The following is a 23,109-nucleotide window of genomic DNA, read 5'->3' as shown; positions in this document are numbered from 1 at the left end:
GCCCCGCTGCTGTCGGGGCGTTTTCCATGGCGTGTACGAGCGCCCGCATTCCCGCATTTTCGGAGGCTTCCCATGCCGCCCCGCACACTTGATCAACTGATGAGCCGCTTCGGCATCGATGCCCCGGCGCTTTCCCTCACCGATCTCCAGCTCGATAGTCGGCGGGTCGGTCCCGGCTCGCTCTTCGTGGCGATTCGTGGCCATCAGGTGGATGGCAGGCGCTTCATCGAACAGGCGGTGGCTCAGGGAGCGACCGCCGTGCTGTTTGAGGAGGACGGAGAATTCGTCCCTCCGGCGACCCAGATCCCCTGCATCGGCATGAGGGATCTTCCCGCTCGTCTCTCCGAGCTGGCCGGTCATTTCTACGGTCACCCTGCGCAAAAGCTGCAACTGGTGGGCATCACGGGCACCAACGGCAAAAGCACCACGGCCCTGCTGGTGGCCAACTGGCGCACCCTGCTGGGGGGCAAGGCCGGGGTCATGGGCACCATAGGCAACGGTCTGTTTGGCGAGCTCATCGAAGCAGAGAACACCACGGGCAGCGCGGTCCAGGTGCAGGCCAATCTGGCCGCCTTGCAGCAGCAGGGGGCCGATCTGGTGGCGATGGAGGTCTCCAGCCACGGTCTGGTGCAGCATCGCGTGGCGGCCCTGCCGTTTGCCGCGGCAGTCTTCACCAACCTGAGCCGGGATCATCTGGACTATCACGGCACCATGGAGGCCTATGCCGCCGCCAAGGAGGAGCTGCTGAAGCTGGTGGATGAGCCTTGCGCCGTCATCAACGCCGATGACCATCTGGGACGGCAATGGTTGGCGACCTATCCCGGTGCGGTGGCCTTCGGGGTTCATGGTCCGATTGAAAACCATGCCGGACGACAACTGACGGCGCAGGATCCCCATTTCCACCAACAAGGTTTTGATACGCGCATTAACTCCAGCTGGGGGAATGGTGTATTATCCGCCCCCTTGCTCGGCCGCTTCAACGTCAGCAACGTGCTGGGCGCCATGGGCGCCATGCTGGTGCTCGGCTACGACTTCGATGACCTGCTGGCGACGGCTCCCAGACTGCAACCGGTGACCGGTCGTATGGAGTGCTTCGGCGGTGGCGATGCGCCGCTCGCCGTGGTCGATTACGCCCACACCCCGGATGCGCTGGAGAAGGCATTGCAGGCCCTGCGGGTGCACTGTCACGGCCGGCTCTGGTGCCTGGTGGGATGCGGCGGCGACAGGGATCGCGGCAAGCGTCCCATGATGGCTGCCATGGCGGAGCAGCATGCGGACTGCGTGATCCTGACCGACGACAATCCCCGTACCGAGGAGCCGGCCCGGATCATGGCCGACATGGTGGCGGGTCTTCGCGATCCCGGCGCCGTGCAGATTGAGCACGACAGGACCAAGGCAATCCAGCTGGCACTGAGTCAAGCGAGCAAAGAGGACATCATCCTGGTGGCTGGCAAAGGCCACGAGGATTATCAGATCATTGGAACCGACAAGCGGCACTACAGCGATCGGGAAACCGTCGCAGCCGCCTTGCACACATTAATGGAGTCATTCAAATGATGACCCTCAGGCTTGCCGACCTGGCGCAGGTGCTCGATGCCCGTCTGATCGGGGGCGACCATGAGATCACAGCGGTCAGCACCGACACCCGTACCCTGGGCGCGGGGGCGCTGTTCGTGGCCCTGCGCGGCGAGCGTTTCGACGCCCACGATTTCTGCGACCAGGCGGTTGCCGCCGGCGCCAGTGCCCTGCTGGTGGAGCGCGAATTGCCGCTGGCCATTCCACAACTGGTGGTGGGCGACACCCTCAAGGGGCTTGGGCGTCTGGGCAGGCTGGTGCGCGAGCGCATCAATCCGAAAGTGCTCGCCATCACCGGCAGCTGTGGCAAAACCACGGTGAAGGAGATGGCGACGGCCATCCTGCGTTGTGAAGGGGAGGTGCTGGCCACCGCCGGCAACTTCAACAACGAGGTGGGGGTGCCGCTGACCCTGCTGCGCCTCGAGCCGCAACACCAGTTCGCGGTGATGGAGCTGGGAGCCAACCACCCGGGCGAGATCGCCTGGACCACGTCGCTCGCCAGACCCGACGCCGCCATCATCAACAACGTCGCTGCCGCGCACCTGGAAGGCTTTGGCTCCCTGGAAGGGGTGTTCCATGCCAAGAGCGAAATCTTCGAAGGGTTAGGCGAGGGCGGCACCGCCATCGTCAATGCCGACAACGAGTTCTGGCCGAAGTGGCGTGAAAAGGGCATCCACTGCGCCTTCTCCCTCGAGGATCAGCGTCAGCCGTTCCACGCCCGCGACATCGTGCTCAACGAGCAGGGTTGTGCCGGGTTCGTGATGGTGACGCCCCAGGGAGAGGTGAACCTGACCCTGGCCATTCCGGGCCGCCACAACGTGGCCAACGCCCTGGCTGCTGCCGCCGGGACCCTGGCCCTGGGCGCATCGCTTGCGTCCGTCAAGGCGGGGCTGGAGCAGATGGCGCCGGTCAAGGGCCGTTTCTGCGTGCAACGCTGGGGTGGCCTCACCCTGGTGGATGACACCTACAACGCCAGCGTGGAGTCCGTGCTGGCGGGTATCGATGCCCTGACCGCCATGAACGGCTACAAGGTGCTGGTATTCGGTGACATGAAAGAGTTGGGTGAGGAGTCCGCCGCGCAGCATGCCCGGGTCGGACACCATGCCCGTGAGCAGGGCCTCGATGCCGTGCTGACCGTAGGGGAACAGAGTCGCCACACCGCAGATGCCGCGGCTGGCCGACATTTCGATAACAAGGCGTCGTTGTTTGAAGTGCTTGCGCAAATGATAAAGACACATCAGGAAATTTCGATTCTGGTCAAGGGCGCCCGTGGCTCCCGCATGGAAGATATCGTCGAGATGGTCAAGGGCCATCAGGAGTCAGCCACATGCTAGTCTGGCTGGCGGAACTGCTCACCCCGCACTTCACCTTCTTCAACGTCTTCTCCTACCTGACGTTTCGCGCCATCCTGTCGATCATCACCGGTCTGGTGGTGGCGCTCTGGATGGGGCCGCGCCTCATCCGTCGCCTGCAGATCATGAAGTTCGGCCAGGTGATCCGCAACGACGGTCCCGAATCCCACCTCAGCAAGAAGGGCACCCCGACCATGGGCGGCCTGATGATCATTGCAGCCATTTTCACTTCTGTGCTGCTCTGGTGCCGCCTCGACAACCCCTATGTCTGGCTGGTGCTGTTCGTGCTGGGGGCCTATGGCGCCATCGGCTTTGCCGATGACTATCTCAAGGTGGTACGCAAGAACACCGACGGCCTCATCGCCCGCTGGAAGTACTTCTGGCAGTCCGCGGTCGCGCTGGGTGTGGCAGTCTTCCTCTACGCCACGGCCACCCACGATGGTCAGACCCAGCTGGTGGTCCCCTTCCTCAAGGATGTGATGCCCCAGCTCGGCCTGATGTTCATCCTGCTGACCTACTTCGTCATCGTCGGTACCTCCAACGCGGTCAACCTGACCGATGGCCTGGATGGCCTCGCCATCATGCCCACCGTGATGGTGGCGGGGGGCTTCGCCCTGATCGCCTGGGCGACCGGCAACGTCAACTTCGCGAACTACCTGCACATTCCCTACGTGCCCTACACCTCCGAGCTGGTGATCGTCTGTACCGCCATCGTGGGCGCGGGCCTGGGCTTCCTCTGGTTCAACACCTACCCGGCCCAGGTCTTCATGGGGGACGTGGGTTCCCTGGCCCTGGGCGGCGCGCTCGGTACCATCGCGGTGCTGGTGCGCCAGGAGTTCCTGCTGGTGATCATGGGGGGCGTCTTCGTGATGGAGACTGTCTCGGTGATCCTGCAGGTCGGATCCTACAAACTGCGCGGCGTGCGGATCTTCCGCATGGCCCCCATCCATCACCACTATGAAAAGAAGGGCTGGCCGGAGCCGCGTGTCATCGTGCGCTTCTGGATCATCACCCTCATGCTGGTGCTGCTTGGCCTCGCCACCCTGAAGGTGAGGTAAGCCATGGTCATCATCATCGGACTCGGCAAAACCGGACTCTCCTGCGTCGATTACTTCCTCGACCGCGGCGTCACGCCGCTGGTGATGGACACCCGTGCCAATCCGCCGGGCAAGGACGAGCTTCCCCCCGAGGTGGAGCTCATCCACGGGTTGGACGCTGAGCGGCTCAAGCAGGCGCACATGATAGTGGCGAGCCCGGGCATCGCCCTGGCGACTCCGGAGTTGAAGGCCGCCGCCGAGTTCGGAGTGCGCATCGTCGGTGACATCGAACTGTTCGTGCGTGAAACCCAGACGCCCGTCATCGCCATCACCGGCTCCAATGGCAAGAGCACGGTCACCACGCTAGTGGGTGAGATGATCGCCGAGGCGGGACTCAAGGTCGGTGTGGGGGGCAATATCGGCACCCCGGCGCTGTCGCTCCTCAAGCAGCCCATGGATCTCTGCGTGCTGGAGCTCTCCAGCTTCCAGCTAGAGACCACCTGCAGCCTGCGGGCCGCCGCCTCCGTGGTCCTGAACCTCAGTGAAGATCATATGGATCGCTATGCCGGCATGGCGGATTACCGCGCCGCCAAGATGGAGATCCATCAGCACTCCCAGCACATCCTGATCAATCGCGACGATCCCCAGACCCTGCCCGATGTGGGGCAGGTGTGGCAGAGTTTCGGCCTCGACTGCAACGGCTACGGTCGCTGCGAGCTGGAGGGCCGTCACTGGCTGACCTTGCACGGCGAGCCGCTCCTGGCGGTGGACGAGATGAAGATAGTGGGTGCCCACAACCAGGCCAATGCCCTGGCGGCCATGGCCCTGTGCGATGCGGTGGGCATTCCCCGCGAGGCACAACTTGCCGTGCTGCGCCGCTTTGAAGGCCTGCCTCACCGTGCCCGCTTCGTGCGGGAGGTAAATGGGGTGCGCTGGATCAACGACTCCAAGGCCACCAACGTGGGGGCGACCCTGGCCGCCGTGGCCGGGGTGCGTGAAGCGGTAAAGGGCCGCCTGCTGCTGCTGGCCGGTGGCCAGGGCAAGGGGCAGGACTTCGGCCCGGTGCAGGCCCTGCTCGGCAGCCAGATCGATCACATGTACTGCTTTGGTCAGGATGCCGAGGTGCTGCTGGCCCTGGGCGAACAGACCGAGCGGGTTGCCGATCTTGACGCTGCTGTCGCCAAGGCGGCGACCGACGCCAGGCCTGGTGACTGGGTGCTGCTGGCGCCGGCCTGCGCCAGCCTCGATCAGTTCAAGTCTTTCGAAGCGCGCGGTGATCGTTTCACCGAACTGGTGATGGGCTTATGAACGCCCTGCGCGTGGTTGCGGGATTCTTGCAGCGCTGGTTGCTACCGGCGCGCCCCGCCGGTCTCTACGATCGGCAACTGGTGGTGCTGGCCCTCGCCCTGATGGGCGTCGGGCTGGTGATAGTGGCGTCCGCTTCCATCCCTGAGGGGATCGCCATCAACAACGATCCCTTCATGTTCGTGAAGCGCCACGGCATGTTCCTGGTGATGGCGCTGGGTATCTCCTGGTTCGTGTTGCAGGTGCCCATGGCACGCTGGCAGCAGTACAACGGCCCCATGTTGTTGCTGGCCATCGTGCTGCTGGTGATGGTGTTGCTGGTGGGCCGCAGCGTCAACGGCTCGGTACGCTGGCTGCCGCTTGGCCCCTTCAACTTGCAGCCGGCTGAGTTCGGCAAGTTGGCGCTGTTCGTCTATCTGGCGGGCTATCTGGTGCGCCGCCAGAGCGAGGTGCGCGAGCGCTTCATCGGTTTCATGAAACCCATGGCGGTGCTGTTCGTAGTGGCCATCCTGCTGCTGGCCCAGCCGGATCTCGGGTCAGTGGTGGTGATGTTCGTCACCTCCCTCGGGATGCTGTTCCTGGCCGGAGCCCGGCTGGTGCAGTTCATCGGTCTCATCCTGGTGGGGGTGAGCGCAGTGGTGACCCTGATCATCGCGGAGCCCTACCGGATGCGGCGGGTGACCTCCTTCCTCGACCCCTGGGCCGATCCCTTTGGTAGCGGCTATCAGCTGACCCAGTCCCTGATGGCCTTTGGTCGGGGGAGCTGGTTTGGCGAGGGGCTCGGCAACTCCATCCAGAAGATGGAGTACCTGCCGGAGGCCCACACCGACTTCGTGTTCGCCATTCTGGGCGAAGAGCTGGGCTACGTGGGGGTGCTTGGCGCACTCTTCCTGATTTTTGCGCTGGCGGTGAAGGCGCTCAAGCTGGGTCACCAGGCGCTGGTGGCCGAGCGGCTCTATGAAGGTTATCTGGCCATCGGCATCGGCATCTGGTTCAGCTTCCAGACTTTCGTCAACGTCGGTGCCGCCAGCGGCATGATGCCTACCAAGGGGCTGACCCTGCCGCTGGTCAGTTATGGCGGCTCCAGTCTCATCATCATGATGGTGGCGGTGAGCATGTTGATTCGTATCGATTTCGAGTTGCGCCAGGCGAGTGCCCAGGCGCGCGTGCGGGAGGTTGCGTGAGCAAGACGTTACTGGTGATGGCGGGTGGTACCGGGGGCCATGTGTTCCCCGGCCTGGCCGTCGCCGATCGCCTCAAGGCCCAGGGCTGGACCATCCACTGGCTCGGCACTGCCGACCGGATGGAGGCGGAGCTGGTGCCTGCCCATGGTTATCCCATCTCCTTCATCGACATCCAGGGGGTGCGTGGCAACGGCATCAAGCGTCTGCTCGCGGCGCCCTACCGTGTCATCAAATCCGTGCTGCAGGCCCGCCAGGTGCTCAAGACCATCCAGCCCGATGTGGTGCTGGGCATGGGGGGCTTCGCCTCCGGCCCGGGTGGCGTGGCCGCCTGGCTGTCCGGCATTCCGCTGCTGCTGCACGAGCAGAATGCCGCCGCCGGTCTGACCAACAAGCTGCTGGCCCGTATCGCCAGGCGGGTACTGATGGCCTTCCCCGGTGCCTTCGCCCCCAATGCCCGTACCGCCGTGGTGGGCAACCCGGTGCGCCCCGAGGTGGTGGCGCTGCCGGATCCCCAACTGCGCAGCAGCAGCAATCCTCTGCGCCTGCTTGTGGTCGGTGGCAGCCTGGGGGCCCGGGTCCTCAACGAGCAGGTGCCGCCCGCGGTCGCCGCCGCCGGTGTGCCCATCGAGGTGCGCCACCAGTGCGGCAAGGGCAACGGGGAGGCCGTGGCTGCTTCCTATGCCGGGCTGGGGGTCGAGGCCGAGGTGAGTGAATTTATCAAGGACATGGCGGATGCCTATGCCTGGGCGGACCTGGTGGTGTGCCGCGCCGGCGCATTGACCGTCTCCGAAGTGGCCGCCGCCGGTGTGGCCGCGATCTTCGTGCCCCTGCCTCATGCGGTGGACGATCACCAGACACGCAACGCCCTGACCCTGGTCGACGGCGGTGCGGCCGAGTTCCTGCCCCAGTCCGAGCTGACGCCGGCGGCTCTGGCGTCGCGCCTATCCTGGCTCGCCGGGCGCAGGGAAACTCTGTTGAACATGGCCCAGGCCGCGCGCCGGGTCGCCATCATCGATGCCGCCGAACGGGTTGCCGATGAGTGCAAACGGCTCGCCACCGGCTGAGCCAAACGAGATGGAAGGCCAAGATGTGCCGCCAAGGCCCCGCTTCTGTCTTCGAACTGATGAATGTCGCCGAATGAAAATGGCCTGTGGCCGCGAATTGAGAAAGAACTATGACCAAGGTTGAACTGGCAAAACTGCGTACCGTTATCCCCGAAATGCGCCGCGTGCGTCGCATCCACTTCATCGGCATCGGTGGCGCCGGTATGGGCGGTATTGCGGAAGTGCTTGCCAATGAAGGGTATCAGGTGACCGGCTCGGATCTGGCCCGCAACGGGGTGACCGAACGCCTGGCCTCTTTGGGCGCACACATTTTTGTCGGTCACAGTGCCGAGCATGTGGACGGTGCCAGCGTGGTGGTGGTTTCCACCGCCATCAAGCAGGACAACCCCGAGCTGCTGGCTGCCCGCGAGCTGCGTATTCCCGTGGTGCGCCGCGCCGAAATGCTGGCTGAGCTGATGCGCTTCCGTCACGGCATCGCCATCGCCGGGACCCACGGCAAGACCACCACCACCAGTCTGGTGGCGAGCATCTATGCCGAGGCGGATCGCGACCCCACCTTCGTCATCGGCGGTCTGCTCAACAGCGCCGGCACCAATGCCCGCCTGGGCAGCAGCCGTTATCTGATTGCCGAGGCGGACGAGAGCGACGCCTCCTTCCTGCATCTGCAACCCATGGTCTCCATCGTGACCAATATCGAAGCGGATCACATGGACACCTATGGTGGCGATTTCTCCAGGTTGAAGGCCACCTTCATCGATTTCCTGCACAACCTGCCGTTCTACGGCCTGGCCGTGGTGTGCGTGGATGACCCCGTGATCCGCGGCATGCTGCCGGAGATCGCCCGTCCTACCCTCACCTACGGTCTGAGCGATGATGCCGATGTGCAGGTGCTGGACTTCGTGCAGACCAGCAATCGCAGCCGCTTCCGGGTGCGCCGGGCAGGGGCGGGTGAGCTGGAGGTGACCCTGAATCTGCCGGGCATCCACAACGCCCTCAACGCCGCCGCCGCCATCGCGGTGGCAACCGAAGACGGCATCGGCGACGAGGCCATCATCCAGGCACTTTCCAAGTTTGAAGGGGTGGGGCGCCGCTTCCAGCAATATGGCGAGTTTGAAACCGGCCGTGGCAAGGCCATGCTGGTGGACGATTACGGTCATCACCCGAGCGAAGTGAAGGTGACCATCAACGCCGCCCGCGCCGGCTGGCCCGAGAAGCGGCTGGTGATGGTGTTCCAGCCCCACCGTTACAGCCGCACCCGGGATCTCTACGAAGATTTCGCGGATGTGCTTTCCAAGGTGGACGTGCTGGTGATGCTGGAGGTCTATGCCGCCGGTGAGGAGCCCATTCCCGGTGCCGATGGCCGTGCCTTGTGCCGTTCCATCCGCTCCCGCGGCACCCTGGAGCCCATCTTTGTCGCAACGCCGGATGATGTGCCCGCGGTGCTGGCCGACCTGATTGGCGAGGGGGATCTGGTATTGACCCAGGGGGCGGGTAACGTCGGTGCGCTGGCCCGTCGTCTCGGCGAGATGAAATTGAGCGTGGATAGCATGAAATCCGGTGCCTGAGGGCCCAATGAGTATTTTGACCGCCAAGCCGAGGCCTATATAATGGCGAACCGGTCTGCAAGTGGCCGGCATGGCGCGTTTTACGGGGATCGATCGGGTGGAGGCAAGGGCACAAGGGCGCACCAAGGGGGGCTTCATCGCCGGGGTGGCATTTTTCATCCTGGTCATGTGGGGGCTCTACCAGACTGCGCTGGATGTTAAAGACTGGCTGACGGATGCCAGTCGGTTGCCCATGAGCGAGCTGTTGCTGCAGGGGCAACACGAATATTTGAAGGCCGATGAGTTGCGTGCTGCCGTGCTGGATGGTGCCGAACTTCGCAACTTCTTCGAGCTGGATGTGAACGAATTGCAGGCGCGTCTGAACGCCCTGCCCTGGGTGGCCCAGGTCTCGGTACGAAAGAAGTGGCCGAACAAGATCAAGGTCTATCTCACGGAACAGGATGTGGCGGCTCGCTGGAACGGCAACCGCTTCGTCAACACCAAGGGTGAGGTATTCAGTGCCCCGGACAGGGTGAAGAAGCCCCTGATGCAGTTGTCCGGGCCCGATGATCAGGCCGCCAAGGTGCTGGAAGCCAGCCATCAGTACGAAACGCTGCTGGCGGCCAAGGGATACAAGTTGCTGGGGGTGAATCTGACCCCCCGCCATGCCTGGGAACTGACCCTGGATGGCAACATTCAGCTGTTTGTGGGGCGCTCGGATATCGCGCTTCGTCTGCAGCGGTTTATCGATGCCTTTCCGGTCATCGAGCCTCGTGAGCGGGTTGCTTACGTGGATCTTCGATACGACACCGGGATGGCAGTTGGCTGGAAGAAAAGCGAAGAGAAAGTGAATGACCAACACCGCAGATAGAAATTTGATTGTCGGACTGGATATCGGCACGACCAAGGTGGCGGTACTGGTTGGCGAAGTATTGCCCGATGGCGAACTCAATGTCATCGGCATGGGCAGCCACGCTTCTCGCGGTATGGAGAAGGGCGGGGTCAATGACCTCGACTCCGTGGTCAAGTCCCTGCGCCGCGCGGTGGAAGAGGCCGAGATGATGGCAGACTGCCAGATCAGTTCCGTCTATCTGGGGCTGTCCGGCAAGCACATCGATTGCCGCAACGAGACCGGCATGGTGCCCATCTCCGACGAAGAGGTGACCCAGGAGGATGTGGACAACGTCATCCACACCGCCAAGTCGGTGCGGTTGTCTGACGAGCTCCGGGTGCTGCACGTGCTGCCCCAGGAGTTCGCCATCGACTATCAGGAAGGGATCAAGAACCCGGTCGGCCTCTCCGGCGTGCGGATGGCAGCCAAGGTGCATCTCATCACCTGCCACAACGACATGGCGCGCAACATCGAGAAGTGTGTGGAGAAGGTGGGTCTGCGGGTGGATCAGCTGATCTTCTCCGCCCTGGCCTCCAGCTACGCCGTGTTGACCGAAGACGAGAAGGAGCTGGGTGTCTGCGTGGTGGACATCGGTGGCGGCACCATGGACATGTCGCTCTTTACCGGCGGCGCCCTGCGTCACACCAAGGTGATTCCCTATGCCGGCAGCACGGTGACCAGCGACATCGCCTATGCCTTCGGCACGCCGCCGCTGGATGCGGAGGCGATCAAGGTGCGCTATGGCTGTGCCCTCGGCCGCCTGGTCAGCAAGGAAGACAATATCGAAGTGCCCAGTGTCGGCGGTCGCCCGGCGCGCAGCCTGCAACGGCAGACGCTGGCGGAAGTGATTGAACCCCGTTACACCGAGTTGCTCTCCATGGTGAATGACGAGCTGGTGCGGGTGCAGAGCGAATTGAAGGCACAGGGGGTCAAGCATCAGCTGGCCGCCGGTGTGGTCTTGACCGGTGGCGCGGCCCAGATCGAAGGCATTGTGGAGTGCGCAGAGCAGATCTTCCAGAGCCAGGTCCGGGTGGGCGAGCCCATGAATATCCGGGGATTGAGTGACTACGTACAGGCACCGGTGTACTCGACTGCGGTCGGGTTGTTGCAGTACGGCCGCACCAACCAATCCACCGGCAGTAACAAGGAATATGCCGCCAAGGCAAGCGTAGGTGGGCTGGTCAAACGGGTCAGCAACTGGTTGCGTGGCGAGTTCTAAAGATTTTGCTGAGTCAGGCAAATAAAGCGGAGAGACAACATGTTTGAATTTATGGATAGCCACACTGACGAAGCCGTCATCAAGGTGATAGGTGTGGGTGGCGGCGGCGGCAACGCAGTCGAGCACATGGTTCGTCAAAACATCGAGGGTGTCGAGTTCATCACCGTGAACACCGACGCCCAGGCACTGCGCAACTCCAGTGCCAATACCACCTTGCAGATCGGCGGTGGCATCACCAAGGGTCTGGGTGCCGGGGCCAACCCGGAAGTGGGTCGTGACGCCGCCATGGAAGACAGGGAAGCGCTGCGCGAGCTGCTGACCGGTTCCGACATGGTGTTCATCGCTGCCGGCATGGGTGGTGGTACTGGTACAGGTGCTGCACCGATCGTGGCCGAAGTGGCCCGCGAGATGGGTATCCTGACCGTTGCCGTCGTGACCAAGCCGTTCTCCTTCGAAGGGAAGAAGCGGATGGGCTTCGCCGCTCACGGCATCGAAGAGCTCTCCAAGAACGTCGACTCCCTGATCACCATCCCCAACGACAAGTTGCTGAAGGTACTGGGTCGCGGCATCTCCCTGCTGGACGCCTTCAAGGCGGCCAACGACGTGCTGCTGGGTGCGGTGCAAGGCATCGCCGAACTGATCACCCGCCCGGGCCTCATCAACGTCGACTTCGCGGACGTGCGGACCGTGATGCGCGAGATGGGTACCGCCATGATGGGTACCGGCTCCGCCTCCGGTGACGACCGTGCCGAAGAAGCGGCCGAGAAGGCCATCTCCAGCCCGCTGCTGGAAGACGTGGATCTGGCCGGTGCCCGCGGCATCCTGGTCAACATCACTGCTGGCATGGACATGACCATCGAAGAGTTCGAGACCGTGGGTAACGCGGTCAAGGCCTTCGCGTCCGAGAACGCTACCGTGGTGGTGGGTACCGTAATCGACCCGGAAATGCACGACGAACTGCGCGTTACCGTAGTGGCGACCGGTATCGGTGCCGAGCGCAAGCCCGACATCACCCTGGTCAAGAACAACATGGTTCAAGAGCGTCCGGCCCGTCAGCCCCTGATCAGCGAAGCCCTGCAGTCTCGCGTGATGGAAGAGGCCCCGGCCAAGGTGGTGAACGCCGAGCCGCAAGCTCGTCGCGAACCGGATTATCTCGATATTCCTGCGTTCCTGCGCAAGCAGGCAGACTAAGCCTCTGATGGCTCTGGTTTGTTTGTTGCTTAAGGATTGTGCTAAGATGGCCCGGCAACGACCATCTGGTCAGGAATTTGAGCTGTTAAAGCGGATACGCCCATGATTAGACAAAGAACCTTGAAAACGAGTGTCCAGGCCACCGGTGTGGGCCTGCATTCGGGCCGGAAAGTCACTATGACGTTCCGTCCGGCGCCTGTTAACACAGGGATCGTTTACTTGCGTACCGATCTGAATCCTGTGGTCGCGCTGCCAGCCAACGCCGATCAGGTGCGTGATACCGTGCTTTGTACCGCTCTGGTGAACGAAGCCGGTGTTCGCGTGTCGACCATCGAACATCTGTCTGCCGCTCTGGCCGGGATGGGCATCGACAACCTCTATGTCGAGGTTGATGCCCCCGAGATCCCGGTAATGGACGGCAGTGCGCATCCGTTCATCTATCTGCTGCAGGAAGTGGGTATTCGTGAACAGAACGCACCCAAGCAGTTCGTGCGGATCAAGCAGAGCATCCGGGTAGAAGACGGCGACAAGTGGGCGGAATTCCACCCCTATCGAAACGGCTTCAAGATGGATCTCGAGATCGATTTCCAGCATCCGGTGTTTGAAGGCCGCAACCAGCGTTGCGTGCTGGACTTCTCCGGCAGCTCCTTCGTGAAAGAGATCAGCCGTGCCCGTACCTTCGGCTTCATGCGTGACATCGAGTACCTGCGTTCCCAGAACCTGGCACTGGGCGGCAGCCTGGAAAACGCCGTGGTGCTGGATGACTACCGGGTGCTGAACGAAGATGGTCTGCGCTACGAAGATGAGTTCGTGAAGCACAAGATGCTGGATGCCATCGGCGATCTGTACATGTGCAATCGCAGCATCATCGGTGAATTCCGTGCCTACAAGACGGGCCATGCCCTGAACAACAAGCTGCTGCGTGCCCTGCTGGCCCAGCAGGAGGCCTGGGAACTGGTGACCTTCGAGGGTGAGGGCGACAAAGCGCCCATCGCTTACTACGACAACGGTCTGGTTCTGGCCTGATAGCTGTGCAACAGGACGTCGGTCATCTCTCCGCACCGACGTCCTGTCATTTGTTTATTCCATCCTTTAATACCGATTATCTCCCGGTTTTATTGCCCGTGCAGGCCCTTGGCCTCACCTGACCGAGAAGACAGATTTCTATGAGCATTACCCTGATCCTCCACGGTAAGCAGCGCCGCAGGTTGCACTTACCCAAACAACGTCTGGCCTGGGTCGGCGGTATTCTCTTCACTGTATTGGCCTTGGGGGGCGGCTGGCTCTGGCAGAGCTGGCAGCAGAAAATGGAGGCGCTGGAAGTGGCGCTGACCCTGGCGCAGCAGCAAAAATCCACGCAAGGGGCCGATGAAGCCCGCGAACAGCTTGCCATGCTGGCCGCCCAGGTGGGCACCATGCAGGGACAACTTGGTCGCCTCAACGCCCTCGGCGAGCGCCTGACCGAGAAGGCGGACCTCGATCCCGAGGAGTTCAACTTCAAGGAGCTGCCCCCGATGGGCGGCCCTTCCTACGATGCAGACCTGGAAGTCAGCCTGGGTGAACTGCAAGATTCCATGGAACACCTCAGCCGTCAGCTCAGCAGCCGCGAAGAACAGCTGTCGGTACTTGAATCCTTCATCATGAACCACCATATCACCGATGCGGGTTTCATCCCCGGCTCACCGGTCAAGCAGGAGCGTGTCTGGATCTCCTCCGGTTTCGGTGGGCGGGTCGATCCGTTCAACGGTCGCGCCAAGATGCACAAAGGGGTGGATTTCCGCGGCAGGCCCGGCACCCCCATCCTGGCGACAGGCAAGGGGATTGTCAGCTGGGCGGGGCGCCATCCGGAGTTTGGCAACATGGTGGAGATTGACCATGGCAATGGTCTGGTCACCCGCTATGCCCACAATTCCAAGTTACTGGTGGATGTGGGCACCCTGGTCGATGAGGGCCAGAAGATTGCCCTGATGGGGCGAACCGGTCGTGCAACCGGAGTTCATTTGCATTACGAAGTGTTGAAAGATGGTCGTCAGGTCAACCCCGCGCGCTTTCTGAATGCCAGACGGGGTTAGGTTTTTTCTTCAGGTTCCAGTGACGGAACGCTTATATAACCAAAACAGTTGGTACCCATGATTAGCACACTGCTCACCAAGATTATCGGCAGCCGGAACGACAGAACGCTCAAGGCTTTGCGCAAAATTGTAAAACAAATCAATGCGATGGAGCCTCAGTTCGAGGCACTGTCCGATCAGGAACTGCAGGCGAAGACCGCCGAGTACCGTCAGCGTCTGGAGCAGGGCGAAACACTGGAGCAGTTGCTGCCGGAAGCGTTCGCCACCGTCCGTGAAGCCTCCCGCCGTGTGTTCGGCATGCGTCACTTCGACGTCCAGCTGATCGGCGGCATGGTGCTGAACTCCAACCGCATCGCCGAAATGAAGACAGGTGAAGGTAAAACCCTGACGGCCACCCTGCCGGCCTACCTGAACGCCCTGACTGGCCGCGGTGTACACGTCGTGACGGTGAACGACTATCTGGCCAAGCGTGATGCGGAAGCCAACCGCCCGCTGTTCGCCTTCCTCGGCATGACGGTGGACTGCAACGTGCCCGGCATGGATGCGTCCCAGAAGCGCGATGCCTACGCTGCCGACATCACCTACGGTACCAACAACGAATTCGGTTTCGACTACCTGCGCGACAACATGGCATTCTCGCCGGAGCAGCGCGTACAGCGTCCGCTCAACTACGCGCTGGTGGATGAGGTGGACTCGGTGCTCATCGATGAAGCCCGCACCCCGCTCATCATCTCCGGGCCGGCGGAAGACAGCTCCGCCATGTACACCCAGATCAACAAGTTGATCCCCCTGCTGGTCAAGCAGGACAAGGAAGACTCCGAGGAGTACACCGGCGACGGCCACTACACGGTGGACGAGAAGAACCGCCAGGCGCTGCTGACCGAAAACGGCCAGATCTTCGTGGAAGAGCTGCTCAAGAAAGAGGGGCTGCTGGCCGAGGATGACTCCCTGTTCTCCGCCACCAACATCAGCCTGCTGCATCACGTCAATGCCGGCCTGCGTGCGCACACCCTGTTCGAGCGCAACGTCGACTACATCGTCCAGAAGGACGAGATCGTCATCGTCGACGAGCACACCGGCCGCACCATGCCGGGTCGTCGCTGGTCAGACGGTCTGCACCAGGCGGTCGAGGCGAAGGAAGGGGTCAAGATCCAGAACGAGAACCAGACCCTGGCCTCCATCACCTTCCAGAACTACTTCCGTCTGTACGACAAGCTGGCAGGCATGACCGGTACTGCGGATACCGAAGCCTTTGAATTCCAACAGATCTATGGCCTGGATACCGTGGTCATCCCGACCAACAAGCCGATGGTGCGCAAGGACATGGGCGATCTCGTCTACCTGACCGCCCAGGAGAAATACGCGGCCATCGTGCAGGACATTCGCGAGTGCGTGAAGCGCGGCCAGCCCGTGCTGGTCGGTACCGTCTCCATCGAGAACTCCGAGCTGCTCTCCGGCATCCTGACCAAGGAAAATATCCCGCACAAGGTACTGAACGCCAAGTTCCATGCCATGGAAGCGGAGATCGTCGCCCAGGCCGGCCAGACCGGCGCCGTCACCATCGCCACCAACATGGCCGGTCGTGGTACCGACATCGTGCTGGGCGGCAACTGGCAGGCGGAGATCGCCCAGCTGGAAAACCCGTCAAGCGAGCAGATTGCCGAGCTGAAAGCGGCCTGGCAGGTGCGTCATGACGAAGTACTGGCGGCCGGTGGTCTGCACATCATCGGTACCGAGCGTCACGAATCCCGCCGTATCGACAACCAGCTGCGCGGCCGTTCCGGTCGTCAGGGTGATCCGGGTTCCTCCCGCTTCTACCTCTCCATGGAAGATACCCTGATGCGGATCTTCGCCTCCGACCGCGTGACCGGCATGATGAAGAAGCTGGGCATGGAAGAGGGCGAGGCCATCGAGCATCCCTGGGTGACCAAGGCCATCGAGAATGCCCAGCGCAAGGTGGAAGGTCGCAACTTCGACATCCGTAAAAACCTGCTCGAGTTTGACGACGTGGCTAACGATCAGCGCAAGGTGGTCTACGAGCAGCGCAACGAACTGCTGGACACCAACGACATCTCCGAGACTATTCACGTCATCCGTGACGACGTCTACGGCGCCATCATCGACGAGTACATCCCGCCCCAGTCCCTGGAAGAGATGTGGGACGTGCCGGGTCTGGAAGCGCGTCTGAAGTCCGATTTCGCCCTGGATCTGCCGTTGCAGCAGTGGCTGGCGGAAGACGACAAGCTGTATGAAGAGAAGCTGCGTGAACGCATCCTGGATGAAGCCACCAAGCTCTATGCCCACAAGGAAGAGCTGGTCGGCAAGGAGGTGCTGCGCAACTTCGAGAAGGCGGTGATGCTGCAAACGCTGGATGGTCTGTGGAAGGAGCACCTGGCGGCCATGGATCACCTGCGTCAGGGCATCCATCTGCGCGGCTACGCACAGAAGAACCCCAAACAGGAGTACAAGCGCGAATCCTTCGATCTGTTCACCCAGATGCTGGAGACCCTCAAGCGCGACGTGGTCAGCATCCTGAGCCGGGTACAGGTGCAGGAGCGGGATGTGGAGGCGATGGAAGAGCAGCAGCGCCAGCAGGCCGAAGCAGCTCCCCGTACCTACACCCATGCCACGGCCGAAAACCAGCTGGCTGACGAGGATACGGGTGGGGCCGAGGGCCATACCACCTTCGTGCGCGACGAGCAGAAGATCGGGCGCAACGATCCCTGCCCCTGTGGTTCGGGTAAAAAATACAAGCACTGTCACGGTCAGCTGACCTGACACCCTGCCATGATGAATACACCGCCTCCGGGCGGTGTATTCATTTTCGGACCAAGGAGGGGACGATGAGCAGATTGCCGGCGGGATGGGATGGGGAGGCACATGGGCACTGGCTGCAGGAGAGACGCCAGGAGGCGATCCGTTGTGTGCTGAGCAGGCTGAACGCAGAGACGAACAAATCCGTTCCCCTGCAACTGCAGTTTGCCTATTACCTTTTTTTGTCCGGCGATCCCGCCTCGGCGGCACAGGTGCTGACGCTGGCGTACCGGTCCGCGCCCGATAACACTGAGGTGCTGCGCAATCTCTGTGTCTGCCTCTCGCGCTCCGATCAACATGAGCGGGCCGTGACGCACCTGGTCGAACTGGTGCGGCGCGAGCCGGATGATTATCTGGTCCATGACGGGCTTTGCACTTCCCTTGCCAAGCTAGGACGTCATGAAGAAGCGGCACAAGCAGGAACCCGTGCCCTGACTCTCAAGGATGAGGCCGTCTCGCAGCCCGTCGCGGGGTGGGTACTGCCGGCAGAGGGGCCGGATGACTGGCTCGCGGAGCAGGGGGAGAAGCAGGCAGTCATCGCCTTCTCCTTGTGGGGAGCACAGCCCCGCTATTTGCGGGGAGCACTCGACAATGTGCTGGCCGCAGCTTACCTCTATCCTGGCTGGCGGGTGCGCTTCTATGTGGATGGCAGTGTCCCTCAGGGGTTTCTGGCCTGCCTGCAGGAACATGGCGCCGAGATAAAGGTGCAGCCCGATGGCCAATCCCAGCGTCAGCGCCTCTGCTGGCGCTTCCAGGTCGCCAATGATCCCGGCGTGGGGCGCTTTCTTGTGCGCGATGCGGACTCCGTGCTGAATCTGCGGGAGCGGCTGGCGGTCGATGACTGGCTTGCATCGGGGCGCTGGTTCCATATCATGCGTGACTGGTGGAGCCACACCGATCTGGTGCTGGCCGGCATGTGGGGCGGTGTGGCCGGTGTGCTGCCTCCCCTTGCGCCGCTGATGGCGAGCTATCAGCCCAGTACCATGGAAACACCGAACATCGACCAGTGGTTCTTGCGAGACTGTTTATGGCGCTATCTGCGCCAGAGCGCGCGGGTACACGATCGTTGTTTCACTCCGCCCGGTGCGGTGCCCTGGCCGCAGGTTGCGCCGCCGGGCAATGAGCATGTCGGGCAGGATCTCTTCAGGGCCCGGGGGGATCAGCAGGCCATTCGGCTTGCCCCCTGGATCGCCCGTTTGCCGTGTTTACGCTGAGGACAATGATGGAACAGAAGAAACGGATCTGGGTGGCGGTGGGCGTCATCGAGAACGAACGGGGCGATATCTTCATCGCCAAACGCTCAGCCGATCGCCATCAGGGGGACCGCTGGGAGTTTCCCGGTGGCAAGGTGGAGTCGGGGGAGGATCTGCTCACCGCGCTGGACAGGGAATTGTGGGAAGAGATCGGGATCCGGGTGCAGGATTGTGCCCCCTTCATGGAGCTGCACCACGACTACCCCGACAAGCAGGTCTTGCTGGATATCTGGAAGGTGACCCGCTTCCACGGCGAGCCCTTTGGCAAGGAGGGACAGGAGTGCCGCTGGGTACCACTGGCCTCGCTGCACGAATACCGCTTCCCGGATGCCAACGGCCCCATCGTCGCGCGGTTGCAGGCCTCGCTTGCCTGAAAGGGAATCGATACCAACGAAAGAGGGCCTGAGGGCCCTTTTTTGATCGTGAAGTGTTTATTGCCAGGGATCGCCCCGTTCCGGGTCGGGCAGCAGATCCGGGTTGATCTCGCCCGGGATGCGCTTCTGTTCATCCGCCCACTCGCCGAGGTCGATCAGCTGGCAGCGCTTGCTGCAGAAGGGGCGAAACGGGCTCTGCGGACCCCATTCGATCTCGCTCTGACAGGTCGGACACTTTACCTTGGTCACCATGGGGCGCTCCTCAACAACAGGCGAGCTGGAAGGAGACGTCGCCTATCTGCTGCTCCGTCGTCGGCAGGAAGCGCAGGGCGAAGCGGTTCTTGTGGCCGCTCAGGGTCGGATAGCAGGGCTGGGTGCCCGCCAGACGGATGCGGATCAGTTCAGCCCCTTCGGCAGTATCCTGGAAGAAGCCGTTGGTTGCCACCTGGTCGCTGAAGTTGCCCGACTCGCGCCACAGGCGCAGCAACAGGGAGATGGCGTTCATCAGCAGGGTGATGTCACTCAGCCATTGCTGCATCTGCTGGTGGCGGGTGACGGCCGGGGTCGCCAGCCAGTGGTGCAGTTGCGGCACATCGAAGGCGCACAGACCACCCGGAATGGAGAAGCGCTGACGAATGGAGCCGAGCAGGCGATCCTCTTTCAGACGGGCACCGGGGCGCGGGGAGTTCAGCAGGTTGCGGGAGAGCTGGGTACTCTCCTGCTGCATCCGCTGGATCTGCTCGAGATCGACGTCAGGCAGACTGGCCCAGTGGCTCAGGCGTTGGCCGAGGCGCTCCAGATCCTTGATGAGATCGGCGCGCAGGTCACCACGCTCCAGCAATTCCTGCAAATCGAACAACCCCTTGAAGAAGGCGATATGTGCCCAGGACTGGTCACTCTCCAGATTGTCGCGGATCTGGGAAAACAGGGACTCCAGACGAAGATAGGTCCGGCTTTTTTCATTGAGGGGAAAATCGTAAATCATGCCTAATCCTGGCCAGCCATAAACCGGCCTAGTGTACTCACAGTTGGTGGGCTTGTTGAGAGGCAAATGCCAGATATGTCTGGTGCAGGGCGAAAATTCGCTGCCCGATGGTCTCACTCGTACCACTCTGGTTGTCCAGGACGTCGTCGGCCATCGCCAGGCGCTCGCTGCGGCTCGCCTGGGACGCCAGTATCGCCTGGGCCTGTTCCCGACTGACGCCATCGCGGCGGCAGGTACGCTCGATTTGCGTCGCTTCGTCCACATCGATCACCAGTACCCGATCGGCGAGGGAAGTGAGCCTGTTTTCCACCAGCAAGGGGACGACCAGCAGGCAGTAGGGGGAGCGGGTTGCCGCACACTGGCGCAGCATCTCGGTGCGGATGAGGGGATGGAGCAGGGCATTGAGCCACTCCTTGGCCTGCGAATCGGTGAAGATCCGCTCTCGCAGCCGGCGGCGATCGAGCTGGCCATCGGGGGCAACGACATCCGGGCCAAAATGGGCGGCGATGGCAGCCAGAGCAGGGGTGCCGGGCTCCACCACCTCGCGGGCGATGATGTCCGCATCCACCACCTCGATGCCCAGCTCGGCAAAGCGGTTGGCAACCGTGGTCTTGCCGCTGCCGATTCCCCCTGTGATTGCGACAACATACATGGGTCAGAGATCCTTTTGCTAGAGCACGACATCAAGATACCAGCGGGTGATGCTATCGCCCCACAGCAGCGTTATCCAGCCCGCGATGGCGAGATAAGGGCCAAAGGGAATGGGTTTGCCCTGGTGGTGGTTGCGCAGCAGGATGAGACCGATGCCGATGATGGCGCCCGCCAGCGAAGAGAGCAGCAGCACGATGGGCAAGGCTTGCCAGCCGAGCCAGGCGCCCAGCGCCGCCAGCAGTTTGAAGTCGCCATAGCCCATCCCTTCCTTGCCGGTCAGCAGCTTGAAGGCCCAGTAGAGGCTCCAGAGCACCAGATAGCCAGCCATGGTACCGATCACCGCATCGGCCAGGGGCACGAAACCGCCCGCCAGATTGAACAGCAGGCCACCCCAGAGCAGGGGCAGGGTGAGCTGATCCGGCAAGAGCATCTTGTCCAGGTCGATGAAGGTCAGTGCGACCAATGTCCAGGTGAGCAGCAGAGCAGCAAGGGTGCCCCAGCCAGGGGCAAGCGCGGCTGCTACCGAGACCGACAGCAGGGCGGTGAGCAGCTCAACCAGGGGATAGCGAGCCGAAATGGGGGCGTGGCAGTTGCGGCAGCGCCCCCTGAGCCATAGCCAGCTCAGCAGGGGAATGTTCTCCAACGCCCCTATGGGGTGGTCGCAGTGGGGGCAGCGGGAGCGAGGCACCATGAGGTTGTATCGTCCGGTTGCAGGAGGAGTCGCTTCACCGTCACCGAAATAGTCGCTGTATTCGGCATGCCAGGCCCGCTCCATCATGATGGGCAGGCGATGGATCACCACGTTCAGGAAGCTGCCCACCATCAGGGAGAAAAGGAAAATCAAGGAGAGATAGAGCCAGGGCAAGCCCTGGGCCAGTTCGATCAAAGGCACCATAGATCAATCGCTTGTGTCGGGAACGGGGATGGCAGATGGCCGGGGGAAATGCACCGCCCGGCCCTCTGTCGAGGGGGTCAGTGTATCACAGAGCCCAGCTTGAAGATGGGGAGGTACATGGCCACGACCATGCCGCCGACCAGCACCCCGAGCACCACCATGATGATGGGTTCGAGCAGGCTGGTGAGGCCGTCGACCATGTCGTCCACCTCCTGTTCGAAAATGGCGGCGACCTTGGAGAGCATGTCGTCGATGGCGCCGGATTCCTCACCGATCATCACCATCTGGGTCACCATGTCGGGGAAAAGATCCACGGTGCGCATGGCGACGTTGATCTGCATGCCGGCCACCACCTCGTTGCGAATGGCCATGGTCGCAGTGCGATAGACATAGTTGCCCGATGCTCCGGCCGCCGAGACCAGGGCATCCACCAGCGGGATACCGGCGGAGAAGGTGGTGGAGAGGGTGCGGGCAAAACGGGCCATGGCCGCCTTGTGCAGTATGTTGCCTACCACGGGAATGGTGAGGATGAACTTGTCCGTGTTGTCCCTGACCTTCTGGGATTTTCGCCAGGCCCGCACATAGAGGAAGACGGCGAGAGCCGCGCCGCCGAAGATGGCGTACCACCACTCCTGCATGAAGCGGGAGATGGCGATGACGAACCGGGTAAAGGCGGGCAGCTCGGCACCGAAGCTCTTGAAGATATCCTCGAACTGGGGAATGACGAAGAGCAGCAGGATGGAGGTGACGACGATGGCCACCAGAATGACCATGGACGGATAGAACATGGCCTTCTTGATCTTGGATTTGAGGGCTTCGTTCTTCTCGCGGTAGATGGCGATACGGTCGTAGATGGTCTCCAGGGCACCGGATTGCTCCCCGGCCTCGACCAGGTCGCAATAGAGGTCGTCGAAGTGGCGGGGATGGCGGCGCAACGCCTCCGAGAGCGGGGTGCCCGTTTCCACATCGGCGGCGATCTGGCCGATGAGCTCGCGCACCGCCGCTTTCTCGTGGCCGCGGGCAATGATCTGAAGACTCTGCACCAGAGGCACGCCGGCAGAGAGCATGGTGGTGATCTGGCGGGAGATGACGGCGATGTCCATCGGCTTGATCTTGGCGCCGCCCTTGGAGAAGAGCCCCTGGCTCTGCTTGCTGACCCTGGTGACGTTGACGCCCTGCTTGCGCAGCTCGGCCTTGACGGTGGTGATGCTGTCGGCTTGCAGCTCGCCGGAGACCTTCTGTCCCTTGCGGTTGACGCCGTGCCAGCGGTAGGAGAAGACTTTTTTCGGTGCGTTGCGTTTTTGAGCTAATGTGGCCATCACTGCATCCTGCAATTGGGCGACGTTGGCCGGATGCTGCTGCCTGTCCGGCTCATCTTGGCTTGAAGAAGGTCATCGGGGTGATGGCAGCGGCTTCACCCGGCGAGATGACACGGGCACTGCGAACTCAGTTGGTGGTGATCCTGTTGATTTCGGCCAGGCTGGTGACGCCAAGACGCGCTTTCTCGAGGCCGGATGTACGCAGGGTGCGCATCCCTTCCTTCTGGGCTATCGCGGCAATCTGCAGCGAGTTGGCTCCCTGCATGATGAGTTTGGCGATGTTGTCGGACATCAGCATGATCTCATAGATGCCGACCCGGCCTCTGTAGCCTCCCGAGCACTCCTTGCATCCCACGGGCTTGAACAGCCGCAAACCGGCGGCC

21 protein-coding genes are annotated in these 23,109 nt (G+C 62.2%); 15 read left to right on the top strand and 6 right to left on the bottom strand.

Annotation, left to right across the window (positions count from 1 at the left end; all coding sequences use genetic code 11):
• Positions 1 to 72 precede the first annotated feature (72 nt).
• The 15 genes from murE (at position 73) to mutT (ending at position 18,876) form a co-directional block, all read left to right on the top strand.
• Complete coding sequence (murE, locus tag AACR77_RS05235) at positions 73 to 1,557, top strand: UDP-N-acetylmuramoyl-L-alanyl-D-glutamate--2,6-diaminopimelate ligase (RefSeq protein WP_039040490.1); 1,485 nt, start codon at positions 73 to 75, stop codon at positions 1,555 to 1,557.
• Positions 1,554 to 2,909, top strand: a complete 1,356-nt coding sequence (gene murF / locus AACR77_RS05230) for a UDP-N-acetylmuramoyl-tripeptide--D-alanyl-D-alanine ligase (protein ID WP_042864853.1) — start codon at positions 1,554 to 1,556, stop codon at positions 2,907 to 2,909. Before murE ends, murF begins: the two co-directional genes overlap by 4 nt.
• Complete coding sequence (gene mraY, locus AACR77_RS05225; protein WP_010675838.1) at positions 2,903 to 3,985, top strand: phospho-N-acetylmuramoyl-pentapeptide-transferase; 1,083 nt, start codon at positions 2,903 to 2,905, stop codon at positions 3,983 to 3,985. Before murF ends, mraY begins: the two co-directional genes overlap by 7 nt.
• 3 nt (positions 3,986 to 3,988) lie before the next feature.
• Positions 3,989 to 5,272, top strand: a complete 1,284-nt coding sequence (gene murD, locus AACR77_RS05220) for a UDP-N-acetylmuramoyl-L-alanine--D-glutamate ligase (RefSeq protein ID WP_042880176.1) — start codon at positions 3,989 to 3,991, stop codon at positions 5,270 to 5,272.
• The gene (ftsW, locus tag AACR77_RS05215) at positions 5,269 to 6,453 is read left to right on the top strand and encodes a cell division protein FtsW (RefSeq protein ID WP_042880174.1); all 1,185 of its coding nucleotides are present in this window, start codon (positions 5,269 to 5,271) and stop codon (positions 6,451 to 6,453) included. The genes murD and ftsW overlap by 4 nt, the downstream gene beginning before the upstream one ends.
• Positions 6,450 to 7,517 (top strand): undecaprenyldiphospho-muramoylpentapeptide beta-N-acetylglucosaminyltransferase, encoded by a 1,068-nt coding sequence (gene murG / locus AACR77_RS05210; protein WP_042880173.1) that lies wholly within the window; start codon positions 6,450 to 6,452, stop codon positions 7,515 to 7,517. Before ftsW ends, murG begins: the two co-directional genes overlap by 4 nt.
• A 110-nt stretch (positions 7,518 to 7,627) precedes the next feature.
• Complete coding sequence (murC, locus tag AACR77_RS05205; protein WP_041211792.1) at positions 7,628 to 9,082, top strand: UDP-N-acetylmuramate--L-alanine ligase; 1,455 nt, start codon at positions 7,628 to 7,630, stop codon at positions 9,080 to 9,082.
• 97 nt (positions 9,083 to 9,179) lie between these two features.
• Positions 9,180 to 9,932 carry a cell division protein FtsQ/DivIB gene (locus AACR77_RS05200; protein ID WP_029314839.1) on the top strand — a complete coding sequence of 251 codons (753 nt, stop codon included), beginning with the start codon at positions 9,180 to 9,182 and terminating at the stop codon, positions 9,930 to 9,932.
• Positions 9,913 to 11,172 (top strand): cell division protein FtsA, encoded by a 1,260-nt coding sequence (gene ftsA, locus AACR77_RS05195; RefSeq protein WP_010675832.1) that lies wholly within the window; start codon positions 9,913 to 9,915, stop codon positions 11,170 to 11,172. Before AACR77_RS05200 ends, ftsA begins: the two co-directional genes overlap by 20 nt.
• A 39-nt stretch (positions 11,173 to 11,211) precedes the next feature.
• Entirely contained in the window at positions 11,212 to 12,363 is a 1,152-nt protein-coding gene (ftsZ, locus tag AACR77_RS05190; protein ID WP_005305686.1) for a cell division protein FtsZ, read from the top strand.
• A 102-nt stretch (positions 12,364 to 12,465) separates the two neighbouring features.
• A complete protein-coding gene (gene lpxC, locus AACR77_RS05185) occupies positions 12,466 to 13,389 on the top strand; it encodes a UDP-3-O-acyl-N-acetylglucosamine deacetylase (RefSeq protein WP_010675831.1) in 924 nt (307 codons plus the stop codon).
• Positions 13,390 to 13,529: 140 nt separating this feature from the next.
• Positions 13,530 to 14,435 (top strand): M23 family metallopeptidase, encoded by a 906-nt coding sequence (locus tag AACR77_RS05180; protein WP_039040495.1) that lies wholly within the window; start codon positions 13,530 to 13,532, stop codon positions 14,433 to 14,435.
• A 57-nt stretch (positions 14,436 to 14,492) separates the two neighbouring features.
• Entirely contained in the window at positions 14,493 to 17,213 is a 2,721-nt protein-coding gene (gene secA / locus AACR77_RS05175; RefSeq protein ID WP_041211791.1) for a preprotein translocase subunit SecA, read from the top strand.
• Positions 17,214 to 17,278: 65 nt separating this feature from the next.
• On the top strand, positions 17,279 to 18,463 hold the full coding sequence (locus AACR77_RS05170; RefSeq protein WP_042880171.1) for a tetratricopeptide repeat protein: 1,185 nt from the start codon (positions 17,279 to 17,281) through the stop codon (positions 18,461 to 18,463).
• An 8-nt stretch (positions 18,464 to 18,471) separates the two neighbouring features.
• Entirely contained in the window at positions 18,472 to 18,876 is a 405-nt protein-coding gene (mutT, locus tag AACR77_RS05165) for an 8-oxo-dGTP diphosphatase MutT (RefSeq protein WP_171864957.1), read from the top strand.
• A gap of 57 nt (positions 18,877 to 18,933) precedes the next feature.
• Here the strand turns inward: mutT and yacG are convergent, their stop codons facing one another.
• The 6 genes from yacG to AACR77_RS05135 all read right to left on the bottom strand — a co-directional run.
• Entirely contained in the window at positions 18,934 to 19,128 is a 195-nt protein-coding gene (gene yacG, locus AACR77_RS05160) for a DNA gyrase inhibitor YacG (RefSeq protein ID WP_010675826.1), read from the bottom strand.
• Positions 19,129 to 19,138: 10 nt separating this feature from the next.
• A complete protein-coding gene (gene zapD / locus AACR77_RS05155) occupies positions 19,139 to 19,861 on the bottom strand; it encodes a cell division protein ZapD (protein WP_010675825.1) in 723 nt (240 codons plus the stop codon).
• Positions 19,862 to 19,898: 37 nt separating this feature from the next.
• On the bottom strand, positions 19,899 to 20,513 hold the full coding sequence (gene coaE, locus AACR77_RS05150; RefSeq protein ID WP_042880169.1) for a dephospho-CoA kinase: 615 nt from the start codon (positions 20,511 to 20,513) through the stop codon (positions 19,899 to 19,901).
• 18 nt (positions 20,514 to 20,531) lie between these two features.
• Positions 20,532 to 21,407 carry a prepilin peptidase gene (locus AACR77_RS05145; protein WP_042880167.1) on the bottom strand — a complete coding sequence of 292 codons (876 nt, stop codon included), beginning with the start codon at positions 21,405 to 21,407 and terminating at the stop codon, positions 20,532 to 20,534.
• Between the two features lie 77 nt (positions 21,408 to 21,484).
• Positions 21,485 to 22,726, bottom strand: coding sequence for a type II secretion system F family protein (locus AACR77_RS05140; RefSeq protein ID WP_010675822.1), 1,242 nt, complete (start codon positions 22,724 to 22,726; stop codon positions 21,485 to 21,487).
• Positions 22,727 to 22,853: 127 nt separating this feature from the next.
• On the bottom strand, positions 22,854 to 23,109 hold a 256-nt coding region (locus AACR77_RS05135), incomplete at its 5' end, for an ATPase, T2SS/T4P/T4SS family (protein WP_042880165.1).

Source organism: Aeromonas sp. ZOR0002 (assembly GCF_963866995.1).
GTDB classification, from domain to species: Bacteria; Pseudomonadota; Gammaproteobacteria; order Enterobacterales; family Aeromonadaceae; genus Aeromonas; species Aeromonas caviae.
This window is presented reverse-complemented; position numbering and strand designations above follow the sequence as displayed.

Excerpts from the sequence above, each read along its gene's own strand:
- murE (WP_039040490.1), top strand. The coding sequence starts at position 73 with ATGCCGCCCCGCACACTTGATCAACTGATGAGCCGCTTCGGCATCGAT.
- murF (WP_042864853.1), top strand. The coding sequence starts at position 1,554 with ATGATGACCCTCAGGCTTGCCGACCTGGCGCAGGTGCTCGATGCCCGT.
- mraY (WP_010675838.1), top strand. The coding sequence starts at position 2,903 with ATGCTAGTCTGGCTGGCGGAACTGCTCACCCCGCACTTCACCTTCTTC.
- murD (WP_042880176.1), top strand. The coding sequence starts at position 3,989 with ATGGTCATCATCATCGGACTCGGCAAAACCGGACTCTCCTGCGTCGAT.
- ftsW (WP_042880174.1), top strand. The coding sequence starts at position 5,269 with ATGAACGCCCTGCGCGTGGTTGCGGGATTCTTGCAGCGCTGGTTGCTA.
- murC (WP_041211792.1), top strand. The coding sequence starts at position 7,628 with ATGACCAAGGTTGAACTGGCAAAACTGCGTACCGTTATCCCCGAAATG.
- ftsA (WP_010675832.1), top strand. The coding sequence starts at position 9,913 with ATGACCAACACCGCAGATAGAAATTTGATTGTCGGACTGGATATCGGC.
- ftsZ (WP_005305686.1), top strand. The coding sequence starts at position 11,212 with ATGTTTGAATTTATGGATAGCCACACTGACGAAGCCGTCATCAAGGTG.
- lpxC (WP_010675831.1), top strand. The coding sequence starts at position 12,466 with ATGATTAGACAAAGAACCTTGAAAACGAGTGTCCAGGCCACCGGTGTG.
- AACR77_RS05180 (WP_039040495.1), top strand. The coding sequence starts at position 13,530 with ATGAGCATTACCCTGATCCTCCACGGTAAGCAGCGCCGCAGGTTGCAC.
- secA (WP_041211791.1), top strand. The coding sequence starts at position 14,493 with ATGATTAGCACACTGCTCACCAAGATTATCGGCAGCCGGAACGACAGA.
- AACR77_RS05170 (WP_042880171.1), top strand. The coding sequence starts at position 17,279 with ATGAGCAGATTGCCGGCGGGATGGGATGGGGAGGCACATGGGCACTGG.
- mutT (WP_171864957.1), top strand. The coding sequence starts at position 18,472 with ATGGAACAGAAGAAACGGATCTGGGTGGCGGTGGGCGTCATCGAGAAC.
- yacG (WP_010675826.1), bottom strand. The coding sequence starts at position 19,128 with ATGGTGACCAAGGTAAAGTGTCCGACCTGTCAGAGCGAGATCGAATGG.
- zapD (WP_010675825.1), bottom strand. The coding sequence starts at position 19,861 with ATGATTTACGATTTTCCCCTCAATGAAAAAAGCCGGACCTATCTTCGT.
- coaE (WP_042880169.1), bottom strand. The coding sequence starts at position 20,513 with ATGTATGTTGTCGCAATCACAGGGGGAATCGGCAGCGGCAAGACCACG.
- AACR77_RS05145 (WP_042880167.1), bottom strand. The coding sequence starts at position 21,407 with ATGGTGCCTTTGATCGAACTGGCCCAGGGCTTGCCCTGGCTCTATCTC.
- AACR77_RS05140 (WP_010675822.1), bottom strand. The coding sequence starts at position 22,726 with ATGGCCACATTAGCTCAAAAACGCAACGCACCGAAAAAAGTCTTCTCC.